Genomic DNA, 26,022 nt, shown 5'->3' with positions numbered 1-26,022 from the left:
GCGGAACCGGGACGGTCCGAGCCACGAGGGGGGAGGCTCGGACCGTCCGTCGTACGTAGGCGGACATGGACGGACGTCCGTAGAGCCGTGACCGCAACTCAGTCGGCCGACTCGTCCAGTGCCCGCAGCACATCCGCCACCAGGTCCTCGGGATCCTCGGCTCCGACCGAGAAGCGGATGAAGCCCTCCGGCACGTCGTCCCCGCCCCAGCGTCGGCGCCGCTCGGCGGTGGAGCGCACCCCGCCGAAGCTCGTCGCGTCGTCGACGAGCCGCAGCGCGTCGAGGAAACGCTCGGCACGCGCGCGCGTGGGCAGCGTGAAGGAGACCACGCACCCGTAGCGGCGCATCTGCTGCGAAGCGATCTTGTGCGAGGGATCGTCAGGCAGTCCCGGGTAGCGCAGTCCCGTCACCTCGGGTCGCTCCCGCAGCGCCTGGGCGAGCACGAGCGCGCTCGCGTTCTGGCGGTCGACCCGCATCTGGAGCGTGGCGATGGAACGGTGTGCGAGCCAGGCCTCCATCGGCCCGGCGATCGCCCCGACGATCTTCCGCCAGCGGCGCACCGCGTCCATGGCCTCGCCCTCGCGACCGGTGACGTACCCCAGGAGGACGTCTCCGTGCCCCGTGAGCTGCTTGGTGCCGCTGGCGACGGAGAAGTCCGCACCGAGCTCCAGCGGGCGCTGTCCGAGCGGTGTGGCAAGCGTGTTGTCCACGGCGACGAGTGCCCCACGCGCGTGTGCCGCCCCGACGAGCCGCCGGATGTCGCACACGTCGAGCCCGGGGTTGGACGGGCTCTCGATCCACAGCAGCCGCGCCCCGTCGAGGACGTCGAGCTGGGCGTCGCCGCCGGTCGGCGCGGTGCGCACCTCGATGCCGTAGGCCTCCATCTGGGCCCGGACCATCGGCAGCACCTGGTAGCCGTCGCCGGGCAGGACGACCGTGTCCCCGGAACGCAGCTGCGAGAAGAGCACGGCGGAGACGGCGGCCATGCCCGAGGCGAAGACCAGCGTCTCCACGTCGGACCGTCCGGGCGCCTCCAGTTCGCCGATGGCGCGCTCCAGCAGGCTCCAGCTCGGGTTGGTGTCACGGCCGTAGGTGTAGGGGCCGTCGACCTCCCCCGGCAGGTGGAAGTGGGCGGCGAAGGCGGGTCCGGGCAGGGTCGGTTCGTTCTTGGCCGCGTCAGGCAGTCCGGCCCGCACCGCGCGTGTGCCCTCGCCGTCGTCGGTCGCCCTGTCGCTCATGCCACCTGTCCTTCCGTTCGCTCGCGCACGTCGGCGAGCAGGCCCTCGCTCGCTGCCTCCACCATCTCAAGGCACTCCTCGAAGCCGTCCAGGCCCCCGTAGTACGGGTCCGGGACGTCGAGGTCGTCCCCCGCGACCGGGTCGTACGAGCGCAGCAGCCGCACCTTCGAGGCGTCCTCAGGGGTCGGGGCGAGAAGCCGCAGGGCCTTCAGGTGACCGGCGTCGAGGGCGATGACGAGGTCGAGCCGCGAGAACCAGGACGACTGGAACTGGCGGGCCGTATGGGTCCCGTCGTACCCGTGCTCCTCCAGGACGGCCACCGTGCGCGGGTCGGCGCCGTCGCCCTCGTGCCAGCCGCCGGTTCCGGCGCTGTCGACCTCGACCAGGTCGTCGAGGCCGGCCTCGGATATCCGGGCGCGGAAGACCGACTCCGCCATGGGGGAACGGCAGATGTTGCCCGTGCAGACGAAACAGATCCGGTAGGTCATGCCTCCTCAGTCCTCGTCGGGCAGGACGATGTGCAGGGCCCAGGAGACGATCGAGATGATCAGGCCGCCCAGCACGGCGGTCCAGAACCCCTCGACGTGGAAGCTCAGGTCGAGCTTGTCCGCGAGCCACGAGGTCAGCAACAGCATCAACGCGTTGACGATCAGCGTGAACAGGCCGAGCGTGAGCAGGAACAGCGGGAAGGTGAGCACCTGCACGATCGGCTTGACCAGGAAGTTCACCAGGCCGAAGACCAGGGCGACGAGGATCAGCGTCCAGACCTTCTTGCTGGTGCTGTCACCGGTCAGGGTGATCTTGTCCAGCAACCAGACGGCGACCGCCAGGGCACCCGCGTTGGCGATCGTCTTGACTAGGAAATTCTTCATGTGTCTGATCGTGGCAGAAGAGATCGAGTACGGCACTGACGAGGGTGGACTGAGTCGATGAAGGCATTCCGGTTGGACGAGCTGGAGGCGGAGCGCGCCGCCAACGACGGTGCCTATCTCCAGTTTCTGCGTGAGCGGAACATGTCGGTCGGCCTGTACGCGCTCGACGCCGGCGCGCAGGACCCGCAGCAGCCGCACAACCAGGACGAGGTCTACTTCGTGGTCAGCGGCCGGGCCGCGATCACCGTGGGCATGGAGACCACCCAGGTCGCCCGGGGCAGCGTGGTGTACGTGCCGGCCGGAGTCGCCCACAAGTTCCACCACATCAGCGAGGACCTCAGGGTGATGGTGGTGTTCTCTCCCCCGGAAAGCTGACCCGCGACCTCGGGGTTCCCTAGGGGATCAGTCAGGGGACGACAAGGGATGCGAGGCCCCCGCCGGGACCCCTGCCGGCCCTAGCATCGAGTGCAGGACATTGGGATCCGGTACCAGAGGGGCCGGACGGTGCCGGAATGCAGAGAGGTTGAGTTCGATGGGAGAGATCTTCGCGGGGATGCCGTGGTGGGTGAAGTGGATCGCGGTGCCGGTCATCGCCCTGGTCGTCTTCGGCGGACTGATAGCCACGGTCGTCGGCTTCGTCATCGGCCTCCTCTTCAAGCTGCTGGTCTTCGTGGCCCTGGTCGGTGGACTGGTCTACGTCGTACGGAAGTTCACGTCGAGCTCCTCGTCGCGCAGCGACTGGTGAGGGCTCGCGGTGGGCGGGGCGAGCGGTAACAGGAATCGCCTGTTCCCTCGGGCGAGGGAAGTTTCCCGGACGGGCCGTATACGTGCGGTGGCGGACCGTTAAAGTCCGGAACTCGACGCGGGGACGACCCCGCGAGCGGCGTACACCCCCTCCCGTGTTCCCCCGCACGGGCCGCCCTCCACGCGCTCCGGGAGTGCCCCTTGGCCACGGTTGACACCGCACCCGCACAGGTCGCCAGCCCACCCGTACGGTTCACCGGCGGGCCGACGACGACTCCGGCACAGCCGAACGCACCGGCCACGCTGCCGACGGCTGCCGCAGCTCAGGCGACGGCCCCCACAGTTCAGCCGACAGCTCCCGCACAGTCGACGGTTTCCGCCCGACGGACGGCCGCGACTCGGTCGGCGGTTGCCTTCGGGCCGTCGGGTCACGAGTCCGCCCCCGTGCAGCGGCGTGCCGCGCCCCCCGTCGAGCAGGCCGAGCAGTCCCACTCCGCGACCCTCATCGGCTCGGTCCAGCGAGCGATGCGTCTGCTCGAATCCGTCGCGGAGCACGAACACGGGGCCCCCGCCAAACAGCTCGCCCGGGAGACCGGGCTGGCGCTTCCCACGGCCTACCACCTGCTGCGCACCCTGGTGCACGAGGGCTATCTGCGCCGCGACAAGGGCTTGTTCTTCCTCGGCGAGGCGGCTGAGCGGCTCAGCAGCAGCGGGGCCCAGCAGAAACGTCGCAGCACTGTGGTCGAGGCGCTCGCGCACTGGCGAGATCTGATCGGAGTTCCGGTCTACTACGCCCAGTACCGGGACGGCGAGATCGAGGTTCTCTGTGTCTCCGACTCCCCGGGCAATCCGGCTGTGGAGGAGTGGGCCGACTTCCGCGAGACCGGGCACGCACACGCCATCGGCCAGTGCCTGCTCGCCCAGCTCGACGAGGCGGCCCGGCGCGACCACCTGGACCGCTATCCGGTGCGGTCCATCACCCCGTACACCGTGCGCGACCACCACAGCCTGCTTCGACGGCTCGAACGGGTCGGCCGGATGCAGCCGGTGATCGAGCGTCAGGAGTACGCGCTGGGGACGGTGTGCGCTGCGATTCCGATCACGTTGGGTAACGCTGCGGCAACGATGGCCCTCTCCCTTCCCGTTCATCAAGCCGACCGGTTGTGGGCCGCCACCCAGCAATTGCAAGAGGAAGTCGGGCTCCGGATGGGTTCGCTCGCGATCTCTATCAGTATCTGAAAACTCACTCCTTGTGATCTGTTGTGTACGTTCAGCAAGATGCCACCAGGGTCAGAGGGATCATTCCCGGCCATACGAAGGCAGATGACGGGGTAGGCGATGCGCGAGTCCGTACAGGCAGAGGTCATGATGAGCTTTCTGGTGTCGGAGGAGCTCTCCTTCCGCATCCCGGTGGAGCTGCGCTACGAGACCGAGGATCCCTACGCAGTCCGGCTGACCTTCCATCTCCCGGGTGATGCCCCGGTCACCTGGGCTTTCGGGCGCGAGCTGCTGATCGACGGAGTGGGGCGGCCCTGCGGGGAGGGCGACGTACGGGTCTCGCCCGCCGGTCCCGACACGCTGGGGGATCTGCTGATCAGGCTTCAGGTCGGTGGCGACCAGGCGTTGTTCCGTTCGTCGACGGCGCCGGTCATCGCTTTTCTCGACCGCACCGACAAGCTGGTGCCATTGGGGCAGGAGGCTGCGATGGCCGATTTCGACGCGCATCTCGACGAGGCGCTGGACCGGATCCTGGCGGAGGAGCAGAGCGCGGGCTGACGCCGGGCGGGCGAGGCGGTCGTGAACTGGGCGGAACGCTTCACCTTCGAGTGGGAGGGCGAAGGAACGCTTCTGCCGACGAGGGCGGCGGCCGATGACGTCTTGAGCGGTGACCCGTTGGTGGAGCCCGACGTGATCTTCCCGGTACGGCGGGAAGCCGCACGCCTGCCTTTGTACGGGTCTGCCGGGCTGTCGGGGTCTCTCAGTGCCTGCGGCGGCGACCCTTCCCGCCACGGGCCGGAGTCGGGCGGGCTTCGGCTGTCCCTGCGCTCACACTTGTCGCCGGTGCGGGTGCCGGTGCCGTAGGTGCGGCCGCGGCCCCCCCTGCCCCTGCCCCCGCTGTTTCCGCCCCCGGCCGGTCGGCCGAGACCACCAGGGCCGCGAGAGCCGTGGTGACCGGAACCGAGGCGACCAGGCCGATCGAGCCGACCAGGGTGCGCACGATCTCCTCCGCCACCAACTCGCTGTTGGCGACAGTGCCCACGCTGGACTGGGCGATCGAGAAGAGCAGCAGCAGCGGCAGTGCGGCACCCGCGTAGGCGAGCACGAGGGTGTTGACGACGGAGGCGATGTGATCGCGGCCGATACGGATACCGGCCCGGTAGAGGCCTCGCCAGCCCATCGCCGGGTTGGCCTCGTGCAGTTCCCACACCGCCGACGTCTGGGTCACCGTCACGTCGTCCAGGACACCGAGCGAGCCGATGATGACGCCGGCGAGAAGCAGACCGCTCATGTCGATCGACGGATACAGCCCGTGGATCAGACCGGTGTTGTCGTCCGTGTTGCCCGTCAGCGCGGCCCAGCCGATGAACTGCGAGCCGAGGACGCCGATCAGCAACAGGGAGATCAGCGTGCCCAGTACCGCCACGGACGTCCGGGCCGACAGACCGTGGCACATGTAGAGGGCGATCAGCATGATGGCGCTGGACCCGACCACCGCCACGACCAGCGGGTTCGAGCCCTGGAGGATCGCGGGCAGCACGAAGAAGTTCAGCAGCAGGAAACTGACGGCCAGGGCGACCAGCGCCATGACACCGCGCAACCGCCCCACGATCACGACGACCAGCGCGAAGATGCCGGCGAGCAGTCCCATCGGGAACCTGCGGTTGACGTCGGCGACCGAGTACTGAAGGTCCCTGGGCGCCGAGGGCTCGTACGCGACCACGACCTTCTCGCCCTCGTGCAGCTGCCGTGACTGGTCCGGCTGGACGATCTCCGTGAAGGTACGGCCCTTGTCGTCGCCGGTGTCGACCCGGATCGTCGCCTTCTTGCAGGTGCCCTTCGCCTGCTGCTCGGCCGAGGAGCCCTCGGCGGTCGAGGTGTCCCCGGTCGGGGTCTCCCCTCCGGCGTTCACCGACTTGCAGCTGACACTCACGACTGTGGTGACCGTGGCCTGCTGGGTCTGCCGGTCGAAACCGACCCCGGTACGTTGGTGCGCCGGGGCGCCACCGGGCCACAGCACCGCGAGTCCGACGACGACAGCCCCGGCGAAGGGGATCAGGATCGCTGCGATGACCTTGCGCAGGTGCTTGGAGACGGGGGTCGCCGGGCCGTGGCTGTGACTGTGGCCGTGAGAGTGACCGCCACCGCCGCCGCCGTTGCCGCCGCCGTTGCCTCCATCGCCTCCGCCGCCGTCCGCGTGGCCGTGCCCGTGGTCGTGTCCGGGCGCGCCGGAATGGTGTCCGTGACCGTCATGGGGGGCGTGGGTGCGGCTGTGGCTGTGGTGCCCCCCGAAGCCCTCTCTTTGGCCGTGCCCGCCCCCGAAGCCCTCGCCCCGGCCGTGACCGCGGTCGCCACCGAAGCCCTCGCCGTGACCTTGCCTGTCCTGGAAACCCTCGCCACGGTCGTGGCCGCCACCGAAGCCTTCGCTGAGGCCGTTGGACCCATACGCGGGGCCAGGCCCCTGCTCCCGGCCGGCCCCCGGCCCGTATCCCTGCGGATAGCCCGGAGCACGCCCAGGACCCGCCTGCCCGGGACTCTGCGCCTGGTCAGGCCCCTGACCAGGCCGCTGGCCAAGCCCCTGGCCAGATCCCTGCCCACGCCCCGGCGCCTGCCCGCGCCCGAAAGCGTCCCAGCCCCCGGAATCGGACGCGCCCATACGACCGTTGGCGTCCGCCGCGTCGCCGCCCGGAGCGCCGCCCGGCCCGCGTCCCGGCCCGTCACCGGGGCCGTTTCCGGAGCCCGGTCGGCGCTGCGGCTCGGGAGGCGGGTACGGAGGCTGATGTGTCGTGGTCACCGCCCGATCATCGCAAGAACGAATGGGGCCCCCTGTTCACCGCGCCCGAATTGACGCTAGCGTGGTGGCACCTTTGTACACGCGGGAGCTCGGAGCACCGGGCTGAGAGGGCGCTGACCTCCGTCCCAGCGATGTTTCACGTGGAACGTCCTCACGCGAGAGTGACGTTCCCCACGAAACGTCGGCAGACGGAAGCCGCTGCGTCGACCGCCGAACCTGTTACCGGGTAATGCCGGCGTAGGGAGTAGGTCTCATGACCATCAAGGACGCACGCACGCCTGCCTCCAACCAGGACGAACCGTCCATTCAGGGTGAAAGCTCGACACAGCACCCCACGCAACCCCCGACGGAGGCCGGGAAGTCCATCGGCTGGCACAAGGCGTACGTCGAGGGCTCGCGCCCCGACCTGCGGGTGCCGGTCCGCCAGGTGCACCTCACCAACGGGCAGTCGGTGACGCTGTACGACACCTCGGGCCCGTACACCGATCCGCTCACCGAGACCGATGTCCGTCGGGGGCTCAACCCGCTCAGGGAGAACTGGATCGTCGCCCGCGGGGACACCGAGGAGTACGCGGGCCGTCCCGTGCGTCCGGAGGACGACGGGATCAAGCACACCTCTCCCCGCGGCGGCAACCTGCGCAACCTCGACGCGGTGTTCCCGGGCCGGCCTCGCCTGCCACGGCGTAGTCGTGACGGCAGCGCGGTCACCCAACTCGCGTACGCCCGCCGGGGGGAGATCACACCGGAGATGGAGTACGTGGCCATCCGGGAGAACGTGGAGCCCGAGGTGGTGCGTGAGGAGATCGCGGCGGGGCGTGCGGTGCTGCCCGCGAACGTCAACCACCCGGAGATCGAGCCGATGATCATCGGCAAGCGGTTCCTGGTGAAGGTCAACGCCAACATCGGCAACTCCGCGGTGACGTCCTCCATCGAGGAGGAGGTCGAGAAGATGACCTGGGCGACCCGTTGGGGCGCCGACACGGTCATGGATCTGTCCACCGGCCGCAACATCCACACCACCCGTGAGTGGGTGCTGCGCAACTCCCCCGTCCCGATCGGCACGGTGCCGCTCTACCAGGCGCTGGAGAAGGTCGACGGCCGGGCCGAGGAGCTGACCTGGGAGATCTACAAGGACACGGTCATCGAGCAGGCCGAGCAGGGCGTGGACTACATGACGGTCCACGCGGGCGTGCGGCTGCCGTACGTACCGCTGACGGCGAACCGCAAGACCGGGATCGTCTCGCGCGGCGGTTCGATCATGGCCGCCTGGTGCCTCGCGCACCACAAGGAGTCGTTCCTCTACGAGAACTTCGAGGAACTGTGCGAGATCCTCGCCGCCTATGACGTCACCTACTCGCTGGGCGACGGTCTGAGGCCGGGATCGATCGCGGACGCCAACGACGAGGCGCAGTTCGCGGAGTTGAGGACGCTCGGGGAACTCAACACGATCGCCAAGCGTTTCAACGTACAGACCATGATCGAGGGCCCGGGACATGTCCCGATGCACAAGATCAAGGAGAACATCGACCTTCAGCAGGAGATCTGCGATGAAGCTCCTTTCTATACGCTCGGTCCGCTGACCACCGACGTCGCTCCTGCGTACGACCACATCACCTCCGGCATCGGCGCGGCGATGATCGCCTGGTGGGGTACGGCGATGCTCTGCTACGTCACGCCCAAGGAGCATCTGGGTCTGCCCAACCGGGAAGACGTCAAGACGGGTGTCATCACCTACAAGATCGCTGCCCACGCGGCGGACCTGGCCAAGGGACATCCCGGGGCGCAGGACTGGGACGACGCCCTGTCCGACGCCCGCTTCGAGTTCCGGTGGGAGGACCAGTTCAACCTCGCCCTGGACCCGGACACGGCTCGTGAGTTCCACGACGAGACCCTCCCGGCGGAGCCGGCCAAGACGGCCCACTTCTGCTCCATGTGCGGACCGAAGTTCTGCTCGATGAAGATCAGCCAGAGCATCAACGAGCGGTTCGGCGGGGCGGCGGCCGAAGGGGCCTCGCCCGAGGAGGTCGCCGAGGGAATGCTTCAGAAATCGAAGGAGTTCGCGGCGAGCGGGAACCGGGTGTACTTGCCGCTGGCGGAGTAGTCCCGCGCCGACAGGACGGTCCGCACCCGCGACTGTGCGGCGTCGCGGGCCGCCCTGTTCGTCGAGTCAGTCGCGCTCCGCGAGGAAGAGTCGTGCCGCCGGGGGAGACGGCGATGCATCTCCTCCAGGTCGTCGAAGTCGAAGTCCCCTCCAGGTGCGTGAGTTCGATGCCCTGCCCGTCGGCCGGCGCAGCCGCCGTCGATCAGACAGGCCGCCGCCCAGGCATCCCAGCGGTACAGAGCGTCGTGCACTTCGTCGAAGCGCTCGGCGTACGCCAGGATCTCCCGTGAGGGGCAGCTGCTGAGGTGGTCCACCAGCGACTCGTCGAAGGACGAGCCCGAGGCGGCCCCGGACGTACGTGCGGATTCGATGAGGGCGGTGGCAGGGGGCGCCCGCGCTTCACCCCGTGTGCCGCCTCACCCCGCATCCGGCTTGCGCTCCCCTTGTGGGCACGTCGTGGGCACGTGCTGGGAACGCAAGCCGAGGGGCTCTGCCGGGCGGTGTCAGTCCGGCTGGTGTTCCGGCCCCCCGAAGTCCGGGCTCGTGTAGTCCGGGCTGGTGAAGCTCGGGCGGGCACCGGAGGCTCCGTCGTCCGGGCTGCTGAACCCGGGGCGGTCGTAGCCCAGGCTGGGCATGCGGCTGGTCGGGGCCGGCGGTGCCGTGTGGTGCAGTGAGGCGGAGCCGGGGTCGGCCAGGGCATCTCTGAGGAAGGGCAGCAGGCCGCGTTCCAGCAGGGCCTCCCGCCAGGCGTCCTTGGCCCGTGCCACCTCCCCGGTGAGTTCGCCGTACGCCGTGTCGGGCGAGGGGCGGTTGCGCAGGGCGGTGATCAGCAGGCCGCCCGCGGCGACCAGGATCGCGGCCGCGGTCAGAGCGCCGAACACCCATCCGATGGTGATCATGGCGTGGGCGAACGCCGGCGGCGGGCTGAGCATCTGGAGGATGTAGCCCACGAGCAGGAAGATCGCCGCGGCTATCCCGGCGAGAACGGGCGTCAGAACGGCGGCGACGGCGACGGCGCCCGCACCGGCGGTCTCGGCGACCTCTCCCATGGTGGTGGCGAGCCCCATCGCACCGCTGCCCGACTCGGCGGGGCCGGGTTCGTGCACGGACGACAGGGTGGACGGCGCCGGGCGGCGCTGTTCCTCGCGGACCTTCACGTAGTGCTGGTACTCGGTCGCCGCGGCCGCCGTGATGATCGCGGTGGCGTTCAGCGCCATGGTGCGCAGCTGTTCGGGATTCAGCCGCTGTCCGACAGCGGCCAGTTCGGGACGGTGTGGTGCGGAGCGCAGCGCCTCATCGAGGATCCGCTCGTACTCCTGGCGGTCCTCGCTGTGCAGGTGCTGCGGAACGCTGTTCATGTGCATCCCCCGATGCTCCGTAGGGCTTGGGGCTCGCATGCCAACGAGCCGTCGGGCAGAAACGGAGGGGAGCCTGCTACGGATAACCAGATGGTAGAGCTGCTACGGCACAGGGTGACAGGGGGTTTCCAGAAATTGGCCCCTGGCCTGCGCGGTCTCCGGTCACTCCACCAGGGGGCAACGACTGCCCCGTGAACCGTCAGATGTCCAGGGGAAGTTGCTGGACCAGCAGTTTTCCGGCCATGGTCACTCCGCCGTCCATCGCGATGGCGAGTCCGTCGGCGTAGACGTGCGGTCCCTCGACCACCGGGCCGGAATCGTCCTCACCCTCTTCGGAGCCCACTTCGCCGAGCAGATAGGGGATCGGGCTGTGGCCGTGCACGATACGGACACCGCCGTAGGTGTCGAGCAGCGAGCGCACATGGTCTGCGCCGCCCTCGTCGCGGAAGGAGAAGCGCTTGGTGAACTTGCGGAACAGGTCCCACACCTCGTCCGCGTCGTTGCGCGTGATCGTCTCGCGGACGGTGTCGTTGACCGCCTCGATCGAGTCGCCGTAGTCGAGGTACGCGGTGGTGTCGGAGTGGACGAGGAGGTGGCCGTCGACCTCCTCGACCGCGTCGAGGCGGGACATCCACTGGAGGTGATGGTCCTGGAGGCGGTCCATGTCGGTCTTCTGGCCGCCGTTGAGCAGCCAGGCCGCCTGGAAGGTGGCGGTGCCCGCGCCGGAGTTGACGGGGGTGTCGCCGAACCGCTTGGCGCCGAGGAGCAGCAGCTCGTGGTTGCCCATCAGGGCCTTGCAGTAGCCGCCGGCCGCGGCGGCCTCCGCGGACAGCCGCATCACGAGGTCGATGACGCCGATTCCGTCGGGTCCGCGGTCGGTGAAGTCGCCGAGGAACCACAGCCGGGCGGTGCCCGCGCACCAGTTGCCCGCCGCGTCGACGAGACCCTTCTCGTGGAGTGCGGCCATCAGTTCGTCCAGGTAACCGTGGACGTCACCGACGACGAACAGCGGACCGGGGCCGTCCGCCGCGAGTCCCTCGTGGTCGGGGGCAGCCTGGAGTCCGTCGGCGGGATGGATGACGGGAAGGTCCTGCTCGGTGGGGGTGTACCCGTCCGGGTAGGCCTCGTCGGGGGCCGGAACGACGTCGCTGCTGTGGCCGTACGGACCGGTCTCGTTGACGTACGCGGGCACCCGGAAGTCGCGCAGCACCGCAGTGCGCTCCACCTCGGGTCCCTGACCGGCCCCCTGAGTCATCAGACCCCTCCACCATCGCGCCGCATCTGCACCGCTTCGGACTGCCTGGTCGCAGCGGCCCCGCGGTGTCGTGGGCCCATCATAGGAATGCGGATCGCGCCGTGTGATGACCCAGGGGTGGTGAATCGGAGCGGGACTCCAGTTCACCGCGGCATTCGCCCCGATTGGGCCGGGCTTCGTCCCTCGTCCACCGGCCCGCACCGGAGATGTCCGGTGGAACAGGTCACCGGGGCGGGTCACCGCATGGCGTTGACGCGCAGTGCCGGACGCCACACAAACGCACGGGCACAGGTACAGACACCAGCGCCGGATTCCGGAGTCCCGCCTACCCCTTCTCCGGCGACCGCGGCGGACTCACCGTCGTGCGCGGGGCGCGCCGCTGGGACGAGGTGCGCACGATCAGTTCCGTCGGTATCACCTGCTCGACCGGCTGGTCCGACTCGACCCCCTCGATGGCGTCGATGAGGAGCTGGACCACGGCCGTGCCGATGCGGCGCGGCTTGAGGGAGAGCGTGGTGACGGGCGGCTCGGTGCTGGCGTACACCGTGGACTCGGAGCAGCAGACGATCAGCAGGTCGTCCGGCACGCGCAGTCCGTAGCGGCGGGCGGCGGCGAGCAGGTCGGTGCCGTTCGGGTCGAAGAGGCCGTAGACGGCGTCGGGGCGGTCGGGCCGGGCGAGCAGCCGGTCGGCGGCGACGGCGCCGGCGCACGGATCGTGCGCCGGGTAGGCCTCGTAGACCGGATCCTGGCCCACCCGCTCGCACCAGCGCAGGTATGCGGTGGTCGACAGGTGGGTGTAGGTGTCGGTCGTCGTCCCGGTCAGCAGGCCGATGCGGCGGGCGCCGGCGTCGGCCAGGTGGTCGAGGATGCCGAGGACGGCTGCCTCGTGGTCGTTGTCGACCCAGGCGGTGACCGGCAGGGCGCCCGCCGGGCGGCCGTCGGAGACCACCGGCAGACCCTGCCGGACCAGCTCGCTGACGACCGGGTCCTGGTCGGACGGGTCGATGACCACGGTGCCGTCCAGGGCGACGTTCGACCACACGTCGTGACGCGAGGTCGCGGGCAGGATGACGAGGGCGTAGCCGCGGGCGAGCGCGGCGGAGGTGGCGGCCCGGGCCATCTCGGCGAAGTAGGCGAACTCCGTGAAGGTGAAAGGTTCATCCCCGTACGTCGTCACGGTCAGGCCGATGAGGCCCGACTTGCCGGTACGGAGGGTTCTGGCCGCGGCGGAGGGCCGGTAGCCCAACCGGTCGGCGACCTCCCTGACGTGGCGCCGGGTGGCGTCCGGGAGCCTGCCCTTGCCGTTCAGGGCGTCGGACACGGTCGTGATGGAGACTCCGGCGGCGGCGGCCACGTCTCTGATGCCCGCCCGACCCGGCCGGCTGCCTCGACGTGAGGTTTCCGCGCGGCTCACCTGGTGCTTCCCTGCTGCTGTCATGGCGAGCCGATAGTAGGGCTCATGCGGTGGGGTAGGGCGGACGCATATGCACGCGTTGACAGGCACGTTTCTGCAAGGTCATTTACTGCCAACTACCTTTGAAACAGAGTCAGTTAAACGATCCAATGGCACTACGTAACTTGTCGGCACGCATGAGCCTGCCAAGTCCCCGATGTTTCGAAGAGGTCTCAACTCACCTTCACGGGTGACGCGCGCCAGGGCGTGAGCCACCGGCGCATAGATATATGTGGCCGCGCCCCCCGATTCGTCTGGCTTCGTACGGCGATGCCCCTGATGCCTGTGGGGCGTATGAGGTCGGAGCCGGGTCGCACTCGGCAGCTCGCACCTGTACGCAGCGGCGCCCAATCCTCATAAGGTGAGCAGTATTGGAGGCCGCCGACGGAGCCGGCCGCCATCGAGCCGGTGGTCACAAGGAGGACTGTGGTGAGCGAGACGAGCCCCAAGCTGCGCGCCGAGCTGGAGGGTATCCCCACCTACAAGCCGGGCAAGCCCGCCGCGGCCGACGGTCCGGTGGCCTATAAGCTGTCCTCCAACGAGAACCCCTATCCGCCGCTGCCGGGTGTTCTGGAGCGCGTGGCGGCCGCGGTCTCCTCGTTCAACCGCTACCCGGACATGGCCTGTACGGCCCTGATGAACGAGCTGTCGGAGCGCTTCGGCGTCCCGGTCTCCCACCTCGCCACCGGCACCGGCTCGGTCGGGGTCGCCCAGCAGCTGATCCAGGCGACCTCGGGGCCGGGCGACGAGGTGATCTACGCCTGGCGGTCCTTCGAGGCGTACCCGATCATCACGCAGGTCAGCGGTGCCACCTCGGTGAAGGTGCCGCTGACCGAGGGCGATGTGCACGACCTGGACGCGATGGCCGACGCGATCACCGACCGCACCCGGCTGATCTTCGTCTGCAACCCCAACAACCCGACGGGCACGGTCGTGAAGCGGGCCGAACTGGAACGTTTCCTCGACCGGGTGCCGAGCGATGTGCTGGTGGTCCTCGACGAGGCCTACCGGGAGTTCATCCGTGACCCCGACGTGCCGGACGGCGTGGAGCTGTACCGCACCCGTCCGAACGTCTGCGTGCTGCGCACCTTCTCCAAGGCGTACGGCCTCGCAGGCCTGCGCGTCGGTTTCGCGATCGCCCACGAGCCCGTCGCGGCGGCACTGCGCAAGACGGCGGTGCCCTTCGGGGTCAGCCAGGTCGCGCAGGAGGCGGCGATCGCCTCGCTGCGGGCGGAGGACGAACTGCTGGGCCGGGTCGGCTCACTCGTCTGTGAGCGCAATCGGGTCGTGGAGGGGCTGCGTGCCCAGGGCTGGACGGTGCCCGAGACCCAGGCCAACTTCGTGTGGCTGAGGCTGGGGGAGCGCACGGTCGACTTCGCCGCGGCCTGCGAGCAGCACGGTGTGGTCGTACGGCCGTTCCCCGGCGAGGGTGTGCGCGTGACGGTCGGGGAGAACGAGGCGAACGACATCTTCCTGAAGGTGGCGGAGGGTTTCCGCAAGGAGATGTGACGACCGTCGACACCGGGCGCCCTGGTTCCACGTGAAACCAGGGCGCCCTTTGTCATGGGGCCGACCGGTCCCCAGCAGGTGTGACCTATCGGACCCTTCGAGGGACCCCCCGCCCATCCCGCCTCGAACGGTCATGCGTCATAATTGCTTGTGAATGTGAACGCTTTCACAAGCGTCCTAGTTAGGAGCGGCACCGTGGACCTGGCTTTGGCGCCGGAGACCCTGGCGCGATGGCAGTTCGGCATCACCACCGTCTACCACTTCCTCTTCGTCCCGATCACGATCTCGCTGGCCGCCCTGACGGCCGGACTCCAGACCGCCTGGGTGCGCACGGAGAAGGAGAAGTACCTCAAGGCGACCAAGTTCTGGGGCAAGCTGTTCCTGATCAACATCGCGATGGGCGTGGTCACCGGCATCGTGCAGGAGTTCCAGTTCGGCATGAACTGGTCCGACTACTCCCGCTTCGTCGGTGACGTCTTCGGCGCCCCGCTGGCCTTCGAGGCCCTGATCGCCTTCTTCTTCGAGTCCACCTTCATCGGCCTGTGGATCTTCGGCTGGGACAAGCTGCCCAAGAAGATCCACCTGGCTTGCATCTGGATGGTCTCGATCGGCACGATCCTGTCGGCGTACTTCATCCTCGCGGCCAACTCGTGGATGCAGCACCCGGTCGGCTACCGGATCAACGGGGCGAAGGGCCGGGCCGAGCTCACCGACTTCTGGCTGGTGCTGACCCAGAACACGGCGCTGGCCCAGGCCTTCCACACGCTCAGCGCGTCCTTCCTCACCGGTGGCGCGTTCATGGTCGGCATCGCGGCCTTCCACCTGTTCCGCAAGAGGCACATCACCGTGATGAAGACCTCGCTGCGGCTCGGTCTGATCACCGTGGTCATCGCGGGCATGCTGACCGCGATCAGCGGCGACACCCTCGGCAAGGTCATGTTCAAGCAGCAGCCGATGAAGATGGCCGCCGCCGAGGCCCTGTGGGACGGCCAGAACTCGGCACCCTTCTCGATCTTCGCCTACGGCGATGTCAGCAAGGGCCACAACACCGTCGAGCTGTCCGTCCCCGGCCTGCTGTCGTTCCTCGCCGACGACACCTTCGACTCCTACGTCCCCGGCATCAACGACACCAACAAGGCCGAGCAGCAGAAGTACGGTCCCGGCGACTACCGGCCCATCATCCCGGTCACCTTCTGGGCGTTCCGCTGGATGATCGGCTTCGGGATGGCGTCCTTCGCGATCGGCCTGGCCGGACTCTGGCTGACCCGCAAGAAGTTCATGCTCCCGCAGCACCTGCGGGTCGGCGAGGACGAGGTGCCGCACCTGGTCCTGTTCAGGAACAAGCCCCTCAGCCCCAAGCTCGGCCGGCTCTACTGGCTGGTGGCGATCTGGACCCTGGGCTTCCCGCTGATCGCCAACTCCTGGGGCTGGATCTTCACCGAGATGGGCCGCCAGCCCTGGGTCGTCTACGGCGTCCTCCAGACCCGGCACGCGGTCTCCCCCGGTGTCTCCCAGACCGAGGTCCTCATCTCGATGATCACGTTCACGGCGCTGTACGCGGTCCTCGCCGTCGTCGAGGTCAAGCTGCTCGCCAAGTACATCAAGGCGGGCCCGCCCGAACTCAGCGAGGCCGACCTGAACCCGCCCACGAAGATCGGCGGCGACGCGCGTGACGCCGACAAGCCGATGGCCTTCTCGTACTAGGCCGAGGGAGAGCGAGTCATGGAACTTCACGACGTCTGGTTCGTGCTGATCGCCGTCCTGTGGACCGGCTACTTCTTCCTGGAGGGCTTCGACTTCGGGGTCGGCGTCCTCACCAAGCTCCTCGCCCGCAACCGGGTCGAGAAGCGCGTCCTGATCAACACCATCGGCCCGGTCTGGGACGGCAACGAGGTGTGGCTGCTCACCGCGGGCGGCGCGACCTTCGCCGCCTTCCCCGAGTGGTACGCCACCCTCTTCTCCGGCTTCTACCTGCCGCTGCTGATCATCCTGGTCTGCCTGATCGTCCGCGGGGTCGCCTTCGAGTACCGCGCCAAGCGGCCCGAGGAGAACTGGCAGCGCACCTGGGAGACAGCGATCTTCTGGACCTCCCTCGTCCCCGCGTTCCTGTGGGGCGTCGCCTTCGGCAACATCGCGCACGGGGTGAAGATCGACCGGAACTTCGAGTACGTCGGCAGCCTCTGGGACCTGCTCAACCCGTACGCCCTCCTCGGCGGACTCGTCACGCTCACCCTGTTCACCTTCCACGGCACGGTGTTCACGGCCCTCAAGACCGTGGGTGAGATCCGGGAGCGGGCGCGGAAGCTGGCTCTCAAGGTCGGTCTCGCCACTGCCGTACTGGCGGTGCTCTTCCTGCTGTGGACCCAGGTCGACAGCGGGGACGGCAAGAGTCTGGTCGCCATGGTGGTCGCCGTGGCTGCCCTGGTCGCCGCCCTCATGGCCAACCAGGCCGGGCGTGAGGGCTGGTCGTTCGCGCTGTCCGGCGTCACCATTGTGGCGGCCGTGGCGATGCTCTTCCTGACGCTCTTCCCCAACGTCATGCCGTCCTCGCTCGACCCGGACTGGAGCCTGACGGTCACCAACGCCTCGTCGAGTCCGTACACCCTGAAGATCATGACCTGGCTGGCGGTGATCGCCACGCCCGTGGTCCTGCTCTACCAGGGCTGGACCTACTGGGTCTTCCGCAAGCGCATCGGTACACAGCACATCGCCGCCGACATCGCGCACTGAGGTGTGTTTCACGTGAAACCAATCGATCCACGTCTGCTGCACTACGCCCGGGCCACCCGCCTCTTCCTGGTGGCCGTGGTCGGCCTGGGCGGCCTCGGGGCCCTCCTGGTCATCGCCCAGGCGATGCTCATCGCCGAGATCGTGGTGGGCGCGTTCCAGCACGGCCTGTCGGTCCCCGGACTGCGCACTCCCCTGCTGCTGTTGGCGGCCGTGGCCGCCGGCCGCGGACTCGTCTCCTGGCTCACCGAACTCGCCGCCCACCGGGCGAGCGCGGCGGTCAAGTCGGAGCTGCGAGGACGCCTGCTGGAGCGGGCCACGACGCTCGGCCCCGAATGGCTGAGCGGACAGCGGACCGGATCGCTGGTCGCCCTCGCCACCCGGGGCGTGGACGCTCTCGACGACTACTTCTCGCGCTATCTCCCGCAGCTGGGCCTCGCGGTGGTCGTCCCGGTGGCGGTACTGGCGCGGATCGTGACCGAGGACTGGGTCTCGGCGGCCATCATCGTCGGGACCCTGCCGCTGATCCCCGTCTTCATGGTGCTGATCGGCTGGGCCACCCAGTCCCGGATGGACCGTCAGTGGCGACTGCTGTCCCGGCTGTCGGGGCACTTCCTGGACGTGGTCGCGGGTCTGCCGACCTTGAAGGTGTTCGGCCGGGCCAAGGCACAGGCCGAGTCGATCCGCCGCATCACCGGCGAGTACCGCCAGGCCACCATGCGGACCCTGCGGATCGCCTTCATCTCCTCCTTCGCCCTGGAGCTGCTGTCGACGCTCTCGGTGGCCCTGGTCGCCGTGACGATCGGCATGCGGCTCGTCCACGGCGAGATGCATCTGTACGACGGTCTCGTCATCCTCATCCTGGCCCCCGAGGCGTATCTGCCCCTGCGCCAGGTGGGCACGCAGTACCACGCGGCGGCCGAGGGACTGGCCGCGGCCGAGGAGATCTTCGAGGTCCTGGAGACACCGGCGCCGGCGACCGGGACCGCTCCCGTGCCTGCGGGCGCGCTCGCCTTCGAGCGGGTCACGGTCCGCTACCCGGGGCGGTCCGGTGACGCCGTCACGGACGTGTCCTTCGAGATCGCGCCCGGGGAGACGGTGGCCCTGGTCGGGCCGAGCGGCGCGGGCAAGTCGACGCTGCTGAACGTCCTGCTGGGGTTTATCCGGCCGGCCGAGGGACGGGTGCGGATCGGGGAAGCCGATCTCGCCGAGGTCGACCTGGCGGAGTGGCGGTCGCGCGTCGCGTGGGTGCCGCAGCGGCCCCAGCTGTTCGCCGGGACGATCGCCGAGAACGTCCGGCTGGCCCGTCCCGAGGCGGACGACACAGCCGTGCGACAGGCCTTGGCGGACGCGGGAGCCCGGGAGTTCGTCGACGCGCTGCCCCTGGGGGCCGACACCGTGCTCGGCGAGGACGGGGCCGGGCTCTCCGCAGGGCAGCGGCAACGGCTGGCGCTTGCGCGGGCGTTCCTCGCGGACCGGCCGGTCCTGCTCCTCGACGAGCCGACGGCGGCGCTCGACGGAGCCACCGAGGCTGAGGTCGTGGCGGCGGTAAGGCGGCTCGCGGCCGGACGAACGGTCCTGCTGGTGGTGCACCGGCCCGCGTTGCTGGGGGTGGCCGACCGGGTGGTGCGACTGGCGGAGCCGACGGCCCACGTGCCGGCGGAGACGACGGCCAGGACGCCCGGGGCCCGGGTGGTGGAGACCGGTGGCGTCGGCGCGGCCGGTGTCGCAGTGACGGATGTGCCCTCCGCGGGACGCGGCCCGCTGGCCCGGGTCCGCGCACTGTCCGGTCCCCGGCGCGGCCGGCTCGCCCTTGCGCTGCTCCTCGGCAGCCTCGCCCTCGGCAGTGCCGTGGGGCTGATGGCCACCTCGGGGTGGCTGATCTCGCGGGCCTCGCAGCAGCCGCCCGTGCTGTACCTGATGGTGGCCGTGACGGCGACCCGCGCCTTCGGGATCGGGCGGGCCGTGTTCCGGTACGCGGAGCGGCTGGTGTCGCACGACGCCGTGCTGCGGATGCTCGCCGACACCCGGGTCGCCGTCTACCGAAGGCTGGAACGGCTCGCGCCCGCTGGGCTGCGGACGGCCCGCCGGGGCGATCTGCTCGCGCGGCTCGTGTCCGACGTGGACGCCCTTCAGGACTACTGGCTGCGCTGGTTGCTGCCCGCCGGTGCCGCGGCCCTGGTGTCGGCGGCCTCCGTGGGCTTCACGGCCTGGCTGCTGCCGGAGGCCGGTGCCGTACTCGCCGTGGGTCTGCTGGCCGCCGGTGTCGGCGTCCCGGTTCTCACGGGTGCCGTGGCCCGGCGTGCCGAGCGCCGGCTGGCCCCGGCCCGCGGGGAACTGTCGACCCGGGTGGCCGATCTGCTCACCGGCACCGCCGAGTTGACCGTCTCCGGCGCCCTGCCCGCCCGTACCGCCGCGGCACGCCGGGCCGACGGTGTCCTCACCCGGATCGCCTCCCGGACCGCCACCGCCACCGCCCTCGGCGCCGGACTCACCGCCCTGATCTGCGGCCTGACCGTCACCGCGACCGCACTCGTGGGCGCCCAGGCGGTCGCCTCCGGTCGGCTCGGCGGGGTCGTCATGGCCGTCGTGGTGCTCACTCCGCTGGCCGTCTTCGAGGCGGTTCTCGGGCTGCCGCTCGCGGTGCAGTACCGGCAGCGGGTGCGCAGGAGCGCGGAACGCGTCTACGAGGTGCTGGACGCGCCCGACCCGGTGCGGGAACCGGAGCAGGGGCGGCAGGCTCCCGCCTCGCCCTTCCCCCTGGTGGTCAAGAAACTCGCCGCCCGGCACGAGGGCCAGGACCGGGACGCGCTCACCGGACTCGACCTCACCCTGACCGAGGGCCGGAGGATCGCCGTGGTCGGCGCGTCAGGCTCCGGCAAGACGACGCTCGCCCAGGTGCTGCTGCGCTTCCTGGACGCGGAGGCCGGCACCTACACCCTGGCCGGTGTGGACGCCTACGGTTTGCCGGGCGACGACGTACGGCGGCTGGTGGGGCTGTGCGCGCAGGACGCGCACCTCTTCGACAGTTCGGTGCGCGAGAACCTGCTCCTCGCGAAGAAGGACGCGACGGAGGACGAACTGCGGGACGCGCTGGGCAGGGCCCGGCTGCTCGACTGGGCGGAAAGCCTGCCCGACGGCCTCGACACCCTGGTCGGTGAACACGGGGCCCGGCTGTCCGGCGGTCAGCGCCAGCGGCTCGCGCTGGCCCGGGCGCTGCTCGCCGACTTCCCCGTCCTCGTCCTGGACGAGCCGGCCGAACACCTCGACCTGCCCACCGCGGACGCCCTCACCGCCGATCTGCTGGCCGCCACGCAGGGGCGGACGACGCTCCTCATCACCCACCGGCTGGCGGGACTGGAGTCGGTGGACGAGGTGGTCGTGCTCGACAAGGGGCAGGTCGTGCAGCGGGGCTCGTACGCGGAGTTGGCCGCGGTCGAGGGCCCGCTGCGGGAGATGGCCGAGCGGGAGGCGGAGTCGGAGCTGCTGGTCGGAGCGTAGGACGCTCGTGCGGTGCTGTGGTGACCCGTCCGCAGCAGCGTGTCCCCCAGCCGTACGACTTGAACAGGACCGCGTCCCGCAGCCCGGGACAGGATCGCTGACATGCGATCACCTCGCCTTTGCGCACTGCTCGTTCCCGTGCTGCTGTGCGCGCTCGTCGCCGTGCCCACGGCCCGGCCCACGCCGACAACGGACGACGGCGTGGGGCGCCGCGAGGACGGTGACTCGGAGCTCAGCGCGCAGGTGGCGCGGCTGTACGAGGACGCGGCGCTGGCGACACAGCGGTACGAGGCGGGGCGCCAGAAGGCTGAGATGCAGCGGGCGCGGGCGCGGCGGTTCGAGGACCTCCTGGCCCGGGAGCGGCAGGAGATCGCCGTCCTGCACGAGGATCTCGGCCGTATCGCCCGGTCCCAGTACCGCGACGGCGGTGGTCTGCCGCTCACGGCGCAGATCATCCTGGCGGACGACCTCAGTGACCTGATGCGCGGTCAGCACGTGTTCTCCCGCACGACGGTGGCCGTCAACAACGCGGTCGACAAGAGCCGTCGGGCCGAGGCCCGGCTCGCGGCGGACGAGGCGAAGGCCATGGCGGACCGGCGGAAGCTGGAGCGGCGGAGCGCCGAACTCGCCGCGCTGAAGCACGACATCGAGCAGACACTCGACGAGGCCCGCTGGCAGCTCCAGGGCCGGGCCGACGCGTCCGTCGCGGCCGGCGCCTGCCGCGGTGCCGTACGCCTGGACCAGCCGCCGCAGTCCCCCGCGGCCGCGTGGGTCACGCCGGTGGCCGTGTACGAGCTGTCCGCGGGGTTCGGCAGCGGCGGGTCACGCTGGGCGAACCGGCACACCGGACAGGACTTCGCGGTGCCGATCGGCACGCCGGTGCGAGCGGTGGGCGCCGGCCGGGTGGTGAAGGTGTCCTGCGGAGGCCCCTTCGGCATCGAGATCGTGATCGAACATCCCGGCGGCTACTTCACGCAGTACGCCCATCTCGCCGCCGTCACCGTCGACCAGGGGGAGGCCGTCGCCCCGGGGCAGTGGATCGGCCAGTCGGGCACGTCCGGCAACTCGACCGGCCCGCACCTGCACTTCGAGGTACGCGTCACACCGGAGACGGGCTCCGCGGTGGACCCGGTGCCCTGGCTGGCGGCACGCGGGGTGCCCCTCGGCTGACCCCGCGGGCAGTGCCTGCCACTGGAGGAACGACCGCGGCTACTTCCGCTCCAGCAGCCGCTCGATCACGACCGCCACACCGTCGTCGTTGTTGGCGACGGTCCGGCCCGAGGCCGCGGCGATCACGTCCGGGTGCGCGTTGCCCATCGCGTACGACTGCCCCGCCCAGGTCAGCATCTCCAGGTCGTTGGGCATGTCCCCGAAGGCGACGACCTCCTCGTGCGAGATACCGCGCTCGGCACAGCACAGGGCGAGGGTGCTGGCCTTGGAGACGTCGGGACCGCTGATCTCCAGCAGTGCGCTGGGGCTGGAGCGGGTGACGTTGGCGCGGTCGCCGATGGCGAGACGGGAGAGGGTGAGGAAGGCGTCCGGGTCCATGGTGGGGTGGTACGCGAGGATCTTCAGCACCGGCTCCTCCGCACCGGGACCGTCGTCGGCCAGCAGGTCTTCGGCCGGGGCGAGGTGGTCCGGGATCTCCATGTGCAGCTTGGGATAGTCCGGCTCCTGGTGGAAGCCGTACGTCTGCTCGACCGCGTAGACCGTGCCGGGCGCCGCCTCGCGCAGCAGGCGTACGGCGTCCAGGGCGTTCTCCCGGGCCAGCTCCCGCACCTTCACGAACCGGTGTGCGCCGGGACCGCCGTGCAGGTCGACCACGGCGGCGCCGTTTCCGCAGATGGCGAGCCCGTGACCGTGGACGTGATCGCTGACGACGTCCATCCAGCGGGCCGGGCGGCCGGTGACGAAGAAGACCTCGATGCCTGCCTTCTCGGCGGCGGCGAGGGCCGCGACGGTGCGCGGGGACACCGACTTGTCGTCGCGCAGCAGAGTGCCGTCGAGGTCGGTGGCGATCAGGCGCGGCGGTATGTCGGCGGCCGGGGTCTCGGGCTGTCGGGTCGCTGAGGTCACCCGCTCATTCTCCCGCACATGCGTGCACGACCGTGCGGCCGCCCGCACAGGTGAGACATGGGCGACTCGTAGGCGGCCCCACCCGCCCCGATAACGCCCTCTCAGCCCAGCTGTGCCGGTGCCTCCATGGCGATCTGCTCGAAGACCTTCTCGTCGGCCGCGAAGTCCGAGTCGGGGATCGGCCAGTGGATCACCAGCTCCGTGAAACCCAGCTCCTGGTGGCGGCCCGCGAAGTCGACGAAGGCGTCGAGGGACTCCAGGGGACGGCCGCGGTCCGGGGTGAAGCCGGTGAGCAGGATCTTGTCCAGCTCCTTCGTGTCCCGGCCCACCACCGCGCAGGCGTCGCCGAGCCGGTCGATCTGGCCGCGGAGGGCCTGGCGGGACTGCTCGGGGGTGCCGTTCTCGTACAGCTTGGGGTCGCCGGTGGTCACCCAGGCCTGTCCGTGGCGCGCCGCCAGCTTCAGACCGCGCGGGCCGGTGGCGGCCACCGCGAAGGGCAGCCGGGGCCGCTGGACGCAGCCGGGGATGTTGCGGGCCTCGTGCGCCGAGTAGTAGTCGCCCTCGTAGGACACCGAGTCCTCGCGGAGCAGCCGGTCGAGCAGCGGCACGAACTCGGCGAGCCGGTCGGCGCGCTCGCGCGGGGTCCATGGGTCCTGGCCGAGCGCGGTCGCGTCGAAGCCGGTGCCGCCCGCGCCGATCCCGAGGGTGACCCGGCCGCCGGAGATGTCGTCGAGGGTGATCAGTTCCTTGGCGAGGGTGACGGGGTGACGGAAGTTCGGCGAGGTCACCAGGGTGCCCAGCCGCAGCCGGTCGGTGACGCCCGCGGCACCCGTCAACGTGGGCACAGCACCGAACCAGGGGCCGTCACGGAAGGTGCGCCACGAGAGGTGGTCGTAGGTGTATCCGGTGTGGAACCCGAGCTGCTCCGCGCGTTGCCATGCCTCGCGGCCTCCCTCGTTCCAGCGGCGGTACGGGAGGATCACGGTGCTCAGACGCAGACTCATAGGACTGAGCGTATGCGTCCGGCAGTGTTTCACGTGAAACAGTGACTCACGGTCACTGTCTGCGGCCGCTGAGCCAGGGACTGAGCCCCACCGGGATGAACTCCTTGTGCACACGGTCACCGGGGAGCGGCACCATCAGAAAGTGGCTCGGGGGAAAGCGGCGCGCCTTCACCCACGCGTGGCCTTCGTAGAGGGCACGGAGGAAGGCGGGGACGTCGTCGCGGGCGACGTCGGGGCACTCGACCCCCTCGACGGTGATCAGAGCGTCATCGTCCGGGAACAGCCGCACCTCCACGTGCGGCCGGCCGCCGAGTTCGACGTAGGCCTCGTGGGGCAGGGTGCCGTCCGGGTCGGTGGTGACGCCGACGCCCGCGGCGCTGCGGCGGGAGGTCTGGTCGGCTCCGATGTCATGGCTGACGTCGATCGCGAGCCGGTACTCGGCGGCGAGGTGGCGCAGCGCGGTGACGGCGGCCTCGGTGGTCGGCAAGTGGTCCATACCACCGATCATGCCTGCGGGGGCTCGGAACGGAGAGGCCGGTGGGCCCCGGAAAGAGAGCTCAGTGCGACGCGGGGAACCTCAGATAGCTTGGTGGCACGGCATGCGTCAGCCAGACCCCGTTGGCGCTGACGTGGAAGACGTGGCCGTTGCGGTGCATGGCCGCCGCATCGACGGAGAGCACGACGGGGCGGCCGCGGCGGGCCCCGACCCGGGTCGCGGTCTCACGGTCGGGCGACAGATGGACGTCGTGCCGGTTCATGGGGCGCAGCCCCTCGGTGCGGATCGCGTCCAGGTTGCGGGCCACGGTGCCGTGGAAGAGGTACGGCGGCGGGGTCGCCGCGGCGAGGCCCAGATCGACGCTCACGCTGTGGCCCTGGCTGGCGCGGATGCGGGAGCCCTCGATGGCGAAGCGCTGCTTGTCGTTCGCGGCGACGACGTGGTCCAGTTCTTCGCGGGTGATGTGGAAGTTGTGCGCGGCCGTCGCGGCGAGGAGCGCGTCGATCTCGACCCAGCCGGCCTCGTCGAGGGTGAGCCCGATCCGCTCGGGCTGGTGCCGCAGGTGTTTCGAGAGGTACTTGGACACCTTCACGGTGCGTCTTTCGTCCATGGCACCAGGGTGCTGGGAGAGACGTGAATCACGCGAATGATTTTGGCCCGCATGTTTGATCCACAACCAACTGTAGTTATCCACAGGTTACTTGGCGTTTCTGTGGACAACTCCCTGTCATGTCAGCCCTCTTCGTCAAGATCAACTGGGGCCCTTCCATTTGACGTGAGCGCATCCAACGCCCTTGCCCGCACCTCCCGTTCAGCCGCCAGCACGAAGAACTCCGCCGCTCCCTCCGTCCCAACCAGCTTCTCCACCGCCCGCATCGTCTCCTCAGGTACGGCCACGGAACGTGACGCCGGATGCCCTTCGGCCTCCTCCGGGGACCCCAGGTGCTGCCGCAGCTGCCGTACCGCCAACAGCCTCATCGCGCGCGCGAGTTCCGCGTCCACCGTCTGCTGTGCGAGGGGCCGCAGCCGTCGTACCAGTGCGGCCGCCTCGGCCGCTTCCGCGTCGGTCGGACGGTCGGGACCGCGCAGGTAGCGGGCGAAGACGTGCTCGGTGGTGAACTCCAGGAAACGGGCGGCGATGTGCTCGACCTGACCCCTCAACTCCCGCAGGTGGCTGGAGATCGCGGAGAGCGGCACCCCGGCGGCGTGCAACTCGGCTGCCACGGCGAGTTCTTGGGGACTCGGCACGAGGAAGGAGTCGTCGTCGCCGGGCACGGGTCGCAGGATGCCGAGCTCCACCGCCTCGGCGACCGCGGACTCGTCGGGGACGCCGCCGAAGCGTGCGTCCAGCTCGGCGCGGGAGATCCGGCCGGTCTCCTCGTCGGTCCAGGGGCCGTCGACCTCGGCGACCAGGCCCAGCACCCCGCCGAGGCCCCGGCCGGAGTCGTAGGCCTCCAGGAGCTCCTTGATGGCGGCCAGGCTGTAGCCGCGGTCGAGGAGGTCGGCGATCTGCCGGAGCCGGGCGAGGTGGGCGTCGGTGTAGATGTTGGCGCGGCCGCGGCGCTCTGGCCGGGGGAGCAGGCCGCGGTCCTGGTAGGCGCGGATGGTGCGGACGGTGGTGCCGCTGAGGTGGGCGAGGTCCTCGATGCGGTGCGCGGCGGCGTCGTTCACGTGCC

General features: G+C 70.0%; 22 protein-coding genes, 1 pseudogene and 1 riboswitch. Of the genes and pseudogenes, 10 read left to right on the top strand and 13 right to left on the bottom strand.

Annotated elements, in window-relative coordinates:
* Positions 1-98 precede the first annotated feature (98 nt).
* The 3 genes from IF54_RS0117290 to IF54_RS0117280 are packed head-to-tail and all read right to left on the bottom strand — an operon-like array spanning position 99 to position 2,110.
* Complete coding sequence (locus tag IF54_RS0117290; RefSeq protein WP_030319492.1) at positions 99-1,238, bottom strand: cystathionine gamma-lyase; 1,140 nt, start codon at positions 1,236-1,238, stop codon at positions 99-101.
* Positions 1,235-1,726, bottom strand: coding sequence for a low molecular weight protein-tyrosine-phosphatase (locus IF54_RS0117285; protein WP_030319491.1), 492 nt, complete (start codon positions 1,724-1,726; stop codon positions 1,235-1,237). The genes IF54_RS0117290 and IF54_RS0117285 overlap by 4 nt, the downstream gene beginning before the upstream one ends.
* A gap of 6 nt (positions 1,727-1,732) precedes the next feature.
* Positions 1,733-2,110, bottom strand: coding sequence for a phage holin family protein (locus IF54_RS0117280; RefSeq protein ID WP_030319490.1), 378 nt, complete (start codon positions 2,108-2,110; stop codon positions 1,733-1,735).
* A gap of 57 nt (positions 2,111-2,167) precedes the next feature.
* On the opposite strand from IF54_RS0117280, the gene IF54_RS0117275 reads away from it, so the two are divergent.
* The 4 genes from IF54_RS0117275 (at position 2,168) to IF54_RS0117260 (ending at position 4,630) form a co-directional block, all read left to right on the top strand.
* Positions 2,168-2,485, top strand: coding sequence for a cupin domain-containing protein (locus IF54_RS0117275; protein ID WP_028808005.1), 318 nt, complete (start codon positions 2,168-2,170; stop codon positions 2,483-2,485).
* Positions 2,486-2,642: 157 nt separating this feature from the next.
* Positions 2,643-2,855 carry a DUF5326 family protein gene (locus IF54_RS0117270; RefSeq protein ID WP_020134115.1) on the top strand — a complete coding sequence of 71 codons (213 nt, stop codon included), beginning with the start codon at positions 2,643-2,645 and terminating at the stop codon, positions 2,853-2,855.
* A 443-nt stretch (positions 2,856-3,298) separates the two neighbouring features.
* Positions 3,299-4,093 (top strand): IclR family transcriptional regulator, encoded by a 795-nt coding sequence (locus IF54_RS0117265; protein WP_030319489.1) that lies wholly within the window; start codon positions 3,299-3,301, stop codon positions 4,091-4,093.
* A 99-nt stretch (positions 4,094-4,192) separates the two neighbouring features.
* Positions 4,193-4,630, top strand: a complete 438-nt coding sequence (locus IF54_RS0117260; protein ID WP_020134113.1) for an SsgA family sporulation/cell division regulator — start codon at positions 4,193-4,195, stop codon at positions 4,628-4,630.
* A gap of 202 nt (positions 4,631-4,832) precedes the next feature.
* On the opposite strand, the pseudogene IF54_RS39640 reads toward IF54_RS0117260, so the two are convergent.
* Positions 4,833-6,326, bottom strand: a pseudogene (locus tag IF54_RS39640) (YibE/F family protein); the annotation flags it as partial.
* Positions 6,327-6,937: 611 nt separating this feature from the next.
* Positions 6,938-7,127: riboswitch (TPP riboswitch) on the top strand.
* Between IF54_RS39640 and thiC the strand changes: the two are divergent.
* Positions 7,120-8,967, top strand: coding sequence for a phosphomethylpyrimidine synthase ThiC (gene thiC / locus IF54_RS0117250; protein WP_030319481.1), 1,848 nt, complete (start codon positions 7,120-7,122; stop codon positions 8,965-8,967). Its footprint overlaps the riboswitch before it by 8 nt.
* Here the strand turns inward: thiC and IF54_RS0117245 are convergent.
* The 4 genes from IF54_RS0117245 to IF54_RS0117230 all read right to left on the bottom strand — a co-directional run bounded on the left by IF54_RS0117245 (position 8,907) and on the right by IF54_RS0117230 (position 13,018).
* Complete coding sequence (locus tag IF54_RS0117245; protein WP_078852004.1) at positions 8,907-9,338, bottom strand: DUF4240 domain-containing protein; 432 nt, start codon at positions 9,336-9,338, stop codon at positions 8,907-8,909. The two genes, thiC and IF54_RS0117245, sit on opposite strands and share 61 nt — an antisense overlap.
* Positions 9,339-9,470: 132 nt before the next feature.
* A complete protein-coding gene (locus tag IF54_RS0117240) occupies positions 9,471-10,331 on the bottom strand; it encodes a membrane protein (RefSeq protein ID WP_030319477.1) in 861 nt (286 codons plus the stop codon).
* A 193-nt stretch (positions 10,332-10,524) separates the two neighbouring features.
* Positions 10,525-11,580 (bottom strand): metallophosphoesterase, encoded by a 1,056-nt coding sequence (locus tag IF54_RS0117235; protein ID WP_030319474.1) that lies wholly within the window; start codon positions 11,578-11,580, stop codon positions 10,525-10,527.
* Between the two features lie 325 nt (positions 11,581-11,905).
* On the bottom strand, positions 11,906-13,018 hold the full coding sequence (locus tag IF54_RS0117230; protein ID WP_078852003.1) for a LacI family DNA-binding transcriptional regulator: 1,113 nt from the start codon (positions 13,016-13,018) through the stop codon (positions 11,906-11,908).
* Between the two features lie 444 nt (positions 13,019-13,462).
* Between IF54_RS0117230 and hisC the strand changes: the two genes are divergently transcribed.
* The 5 genes from hisC to IF54_RS0117205 all read left to right on the top strand — a co-directional run bounded on the left by hisC (position 13,463) and on the right by IF54_RS0117205 (position 21,940).
* Positions 13,463-14,542, top strand: a complete 1,080-nt coding sequence (gene hisC / locus IF54_RS0117225) for a histidinol-phosphate transaminase (RefSeq protein WP_030319468.1) — start codon at positions 13,463-13,465, stop codon at positions 14,540-14,542.
* A 195-nt stretch (positions 14,543-14,737) separates the two neighbouring features.
* Positions 14,738-16,246 (top strand): cytochrome ubiquinol oxidase subunit I, encoded by a 1,509-nt coding sequence (locus IF54_RS0117220; protein ID WP_030319466.1) that lies wholly within the window; start codon positions 14,738-14,740, stop codon positions 16,244-16,246.
* 18 nt (positions 16,247-16,264) lie between these two features.
* Positions 16,265-17,272, top strand: coding sequence for a cytochrome d ubiquinol oxidase subunit II (gene cydB / locus IF54_RS0117215; RefSeq protein ID WP_030319463.1), 1,008 nt, complete (start codon positions 16,265-16,267; stop codon positions 17,270-17,272).
* 12 nt (positions 17,273-17,284) lie between these two features.
* On the top strand, positions 17,285-20,770 hold the full coding sequence (gene cydD, locus IF54_RS0117210; RefSeq protein ID WP_030319462.1) for a thiol reductant ABC exporter subunit CydD: 3,486 nt from the start codon (positions 17,285-17,287) through the stop codon (positions 20,768-20,770).
* A gap of 102 nt (positions 20,771-20,872) precedes the next feature.
* Entirely contained in the window at positions 20,873-21,940 is a 1,068-nt protein-coding gene (locus tag IF54_RS0117205) for a M23 family metallopeptidase (RefSeq protein WP_030319461.1), read from the top strand.
* A 39-nt stretch (positions 21,941-21,979) separates the two neighbouring features.
* Here IF54_RS0117205 and IF54_RS0117200 read toward each other — a convergent pair whose 3' ends face one another.
* The 5 genes from IF54_RS0117200 to IF54_RS0117180 all read right to left on the bottom strand — a co-directional run bounded on the left by IF54_RS0117200 (position 21,980) and on the right by IF54_RS0117180 (position 26,017).
* On the bottom strand, positions 21,980-22,846 hold the full coding sequence (locus tag IF54_RS0117200; protein ID WP_030319459.1) for a Cof-type HAD-IIB family hydrolase: 867 nt from the start codon (positions 22,844-22,846) through the stop codon (positions 21,980-21,982).
* A 101-nt stretch (positions 22,847-22,947) separates the two neighbouring features.
* A complete protein-coding gene (locus IF54_RS0117195) occupies positions 22,948-23,850 on the bottom strand; it encodes an LLM class flavin-dependent oxidoreductase (protein ID WP_030319457.1) in 903 nt (300 codons plus the stop codon).
* A 52-nt stretch (positions 23,851-23,902) separates the two neighbouring features.
* Positions 23,903-24,346 carry a hypothetical protein gene (locus tag IF54_RS0117190; protein ID WP_107047841.1) on the bottom strand — a complete coding sequence of 148 codons (444 nt, stop codon included), beginning with the start codon at positions 24,344-24,346 and terminating at the stop codon, positions 23,903-23,905.
* Positions 24,347-24,407: 61 nt separating this feature from the next.
* Positions 24,408-24,956: an RNA 2'-phosphotransferase gene (locus IF54_RS0117185; RefSeq protein WP_030319452.1), complete on the bottom strand. Its 549-nt coding sequence runs from the start codon at positions 24,954-24,956 to the stop codon at positions 24,408-24,410.
* A 122-nt stretch (positions 24,957-25,078) separates the two neighbouring features.
* Positions 25,079-26,017, bottom strand: coding sequence for a MerR family transcriptional regulator (locus IF54_RS0117180; protein WP_030319450.1), 939 nt, complete (start codon positions 26,015-26,017; stop codon positions 25,079-25,081).
* Between the last annotated feature and the right edge of the window lie 5 nt (positions 26,018-26,022).

It is taken from the genome of Streptomyces sp. NRRL B-3229, assembly GCF_000719505.1.
GTDB lineage: Bacteria > Actinomycetota > Actinomycetes > Streptomycetales > Streptomycetaceae > Streptomyces > Streptomyces griseorubiginosus.
The sequence above is the reverse complement of the archived record's forward strand: the minus strand, read 5'-3'. Positions and strand labels throughout refer to the sequence as shown.

What these genes read in the sequence shown, in the direction of transcription:
- IF54_RS0117205 (WP_030319461.1), top strand. Translation starts at nt 20,873, where the DNA reads ATGCGATCACCTCGCCTTTGCGCACTGCTCGTTCCCGTGCTGCTGTGC.
- IF54_RS0117240 (WP_030319477.1), bottom strand. Translation starts at nt 10,331, where the DNA reads ATGCACATGAACAGCGTTCCGCAGCACCTGCACAGCGAGGACCGCCAG.
- IF54_RS0117290 (WP_030319492.1), bottom strand. Translation starts at nt 1,238, where the DNA reads ATGAGCGACAGGGCGACCGACGACGGCGAGGGCACACGCGCGGTGCGG.
- IF54_RS0117280 (WP_030319490.1), bottom strand. Translation starts at nt 2,110, where the DNA reads ATGAAGAATTTCCTAGTCAAGACGATCGCCAACGCGGGTGCCCTGGCG.
- cydB (WP_030319463.1), top strand. Translation starts at nt 16,265, where the DNA reads ATGGAACTTCACGACGTCTGGTTCGTGCTGATCGCCGTCCTGTGGACC.
- IF54_RS0117185 (WP_030319452.1), bottom strand. Translation starts at nt 24,956, where the DNA reads ATGGACGAAAGACGCACCGTGAAGGTGTCCAAGTACCTCTCGAAACAC.
- IF54_RS0117270 (WP_020134115.1), top strand. Translation starts at nt 2,643, where the DNA reads ATGGGAGAGATCTTCGCGGGGATGCCGTGGTGGGTGAAGTGGATCGCG.
- thiC (WP_030319481.1), top strand. Translation starts at nt 7,120, where the DNA reads ATGACCATCAAGGACGCACGCACGCCTGCCTCCAACCAGGACGAACCG.
- IF54_RS0117235 (WP_030319474.1), bottom strand. Translation starts at nt 11,580, where the DNA reads ATGACTCAGGGGGCCGGTCAGGGACCCGAGGTGGAGCGCACTGCGGTG.
- IF54_RS0117285 (WP_030319491.1), bottom strand. Translation starts at nt 1,726, where the DNA reads ATGACCTACCGGATCTGTTTCGTCTGCACGGGCAACATCTGCCGTTCC.
- IF54_RS0117230 (WP_078852003.1), bottom strand. Translation starts at nt 13,018, where the DNA reads ATGACAGCAGCAGGGAAGCACCAGGTGAGCCGCGCGGAAACCTCACGT.
- IF54_RS0117260 (WP_020134113.1), top strand. Translation starts at nt 4,193, where the DNA reads ATGCGCGAGTCCGTACAGGCAGAGGTCATGATGAGCTTTCTGGTGTCG.
- IF54_RS0117275 (WP_028808005.1), top strand. Translation starts at nt 2,168, where the DNA reads ATGAAGGCATTCCGGTTGGACGAGCTGGAGGCGGAGCGCGCCGCCAAC.
- IF54_RS0117190 (WP_107047841.1), bottom strand. Translation starts at nt 24,346, where the DNA reads ATGGACCACTTGCCGACCACCGAGGCCGCCGTCACCGCGCTGCGCCAC.
- IF54_RS0117195 (WP_030319457.1), bottom strand. Translation starts at nt 23,850, where the DNA reads ATGAGTCTGCGTCTGAGCACCGTGATCCTCCCGTACCGCCGCTGGAAC.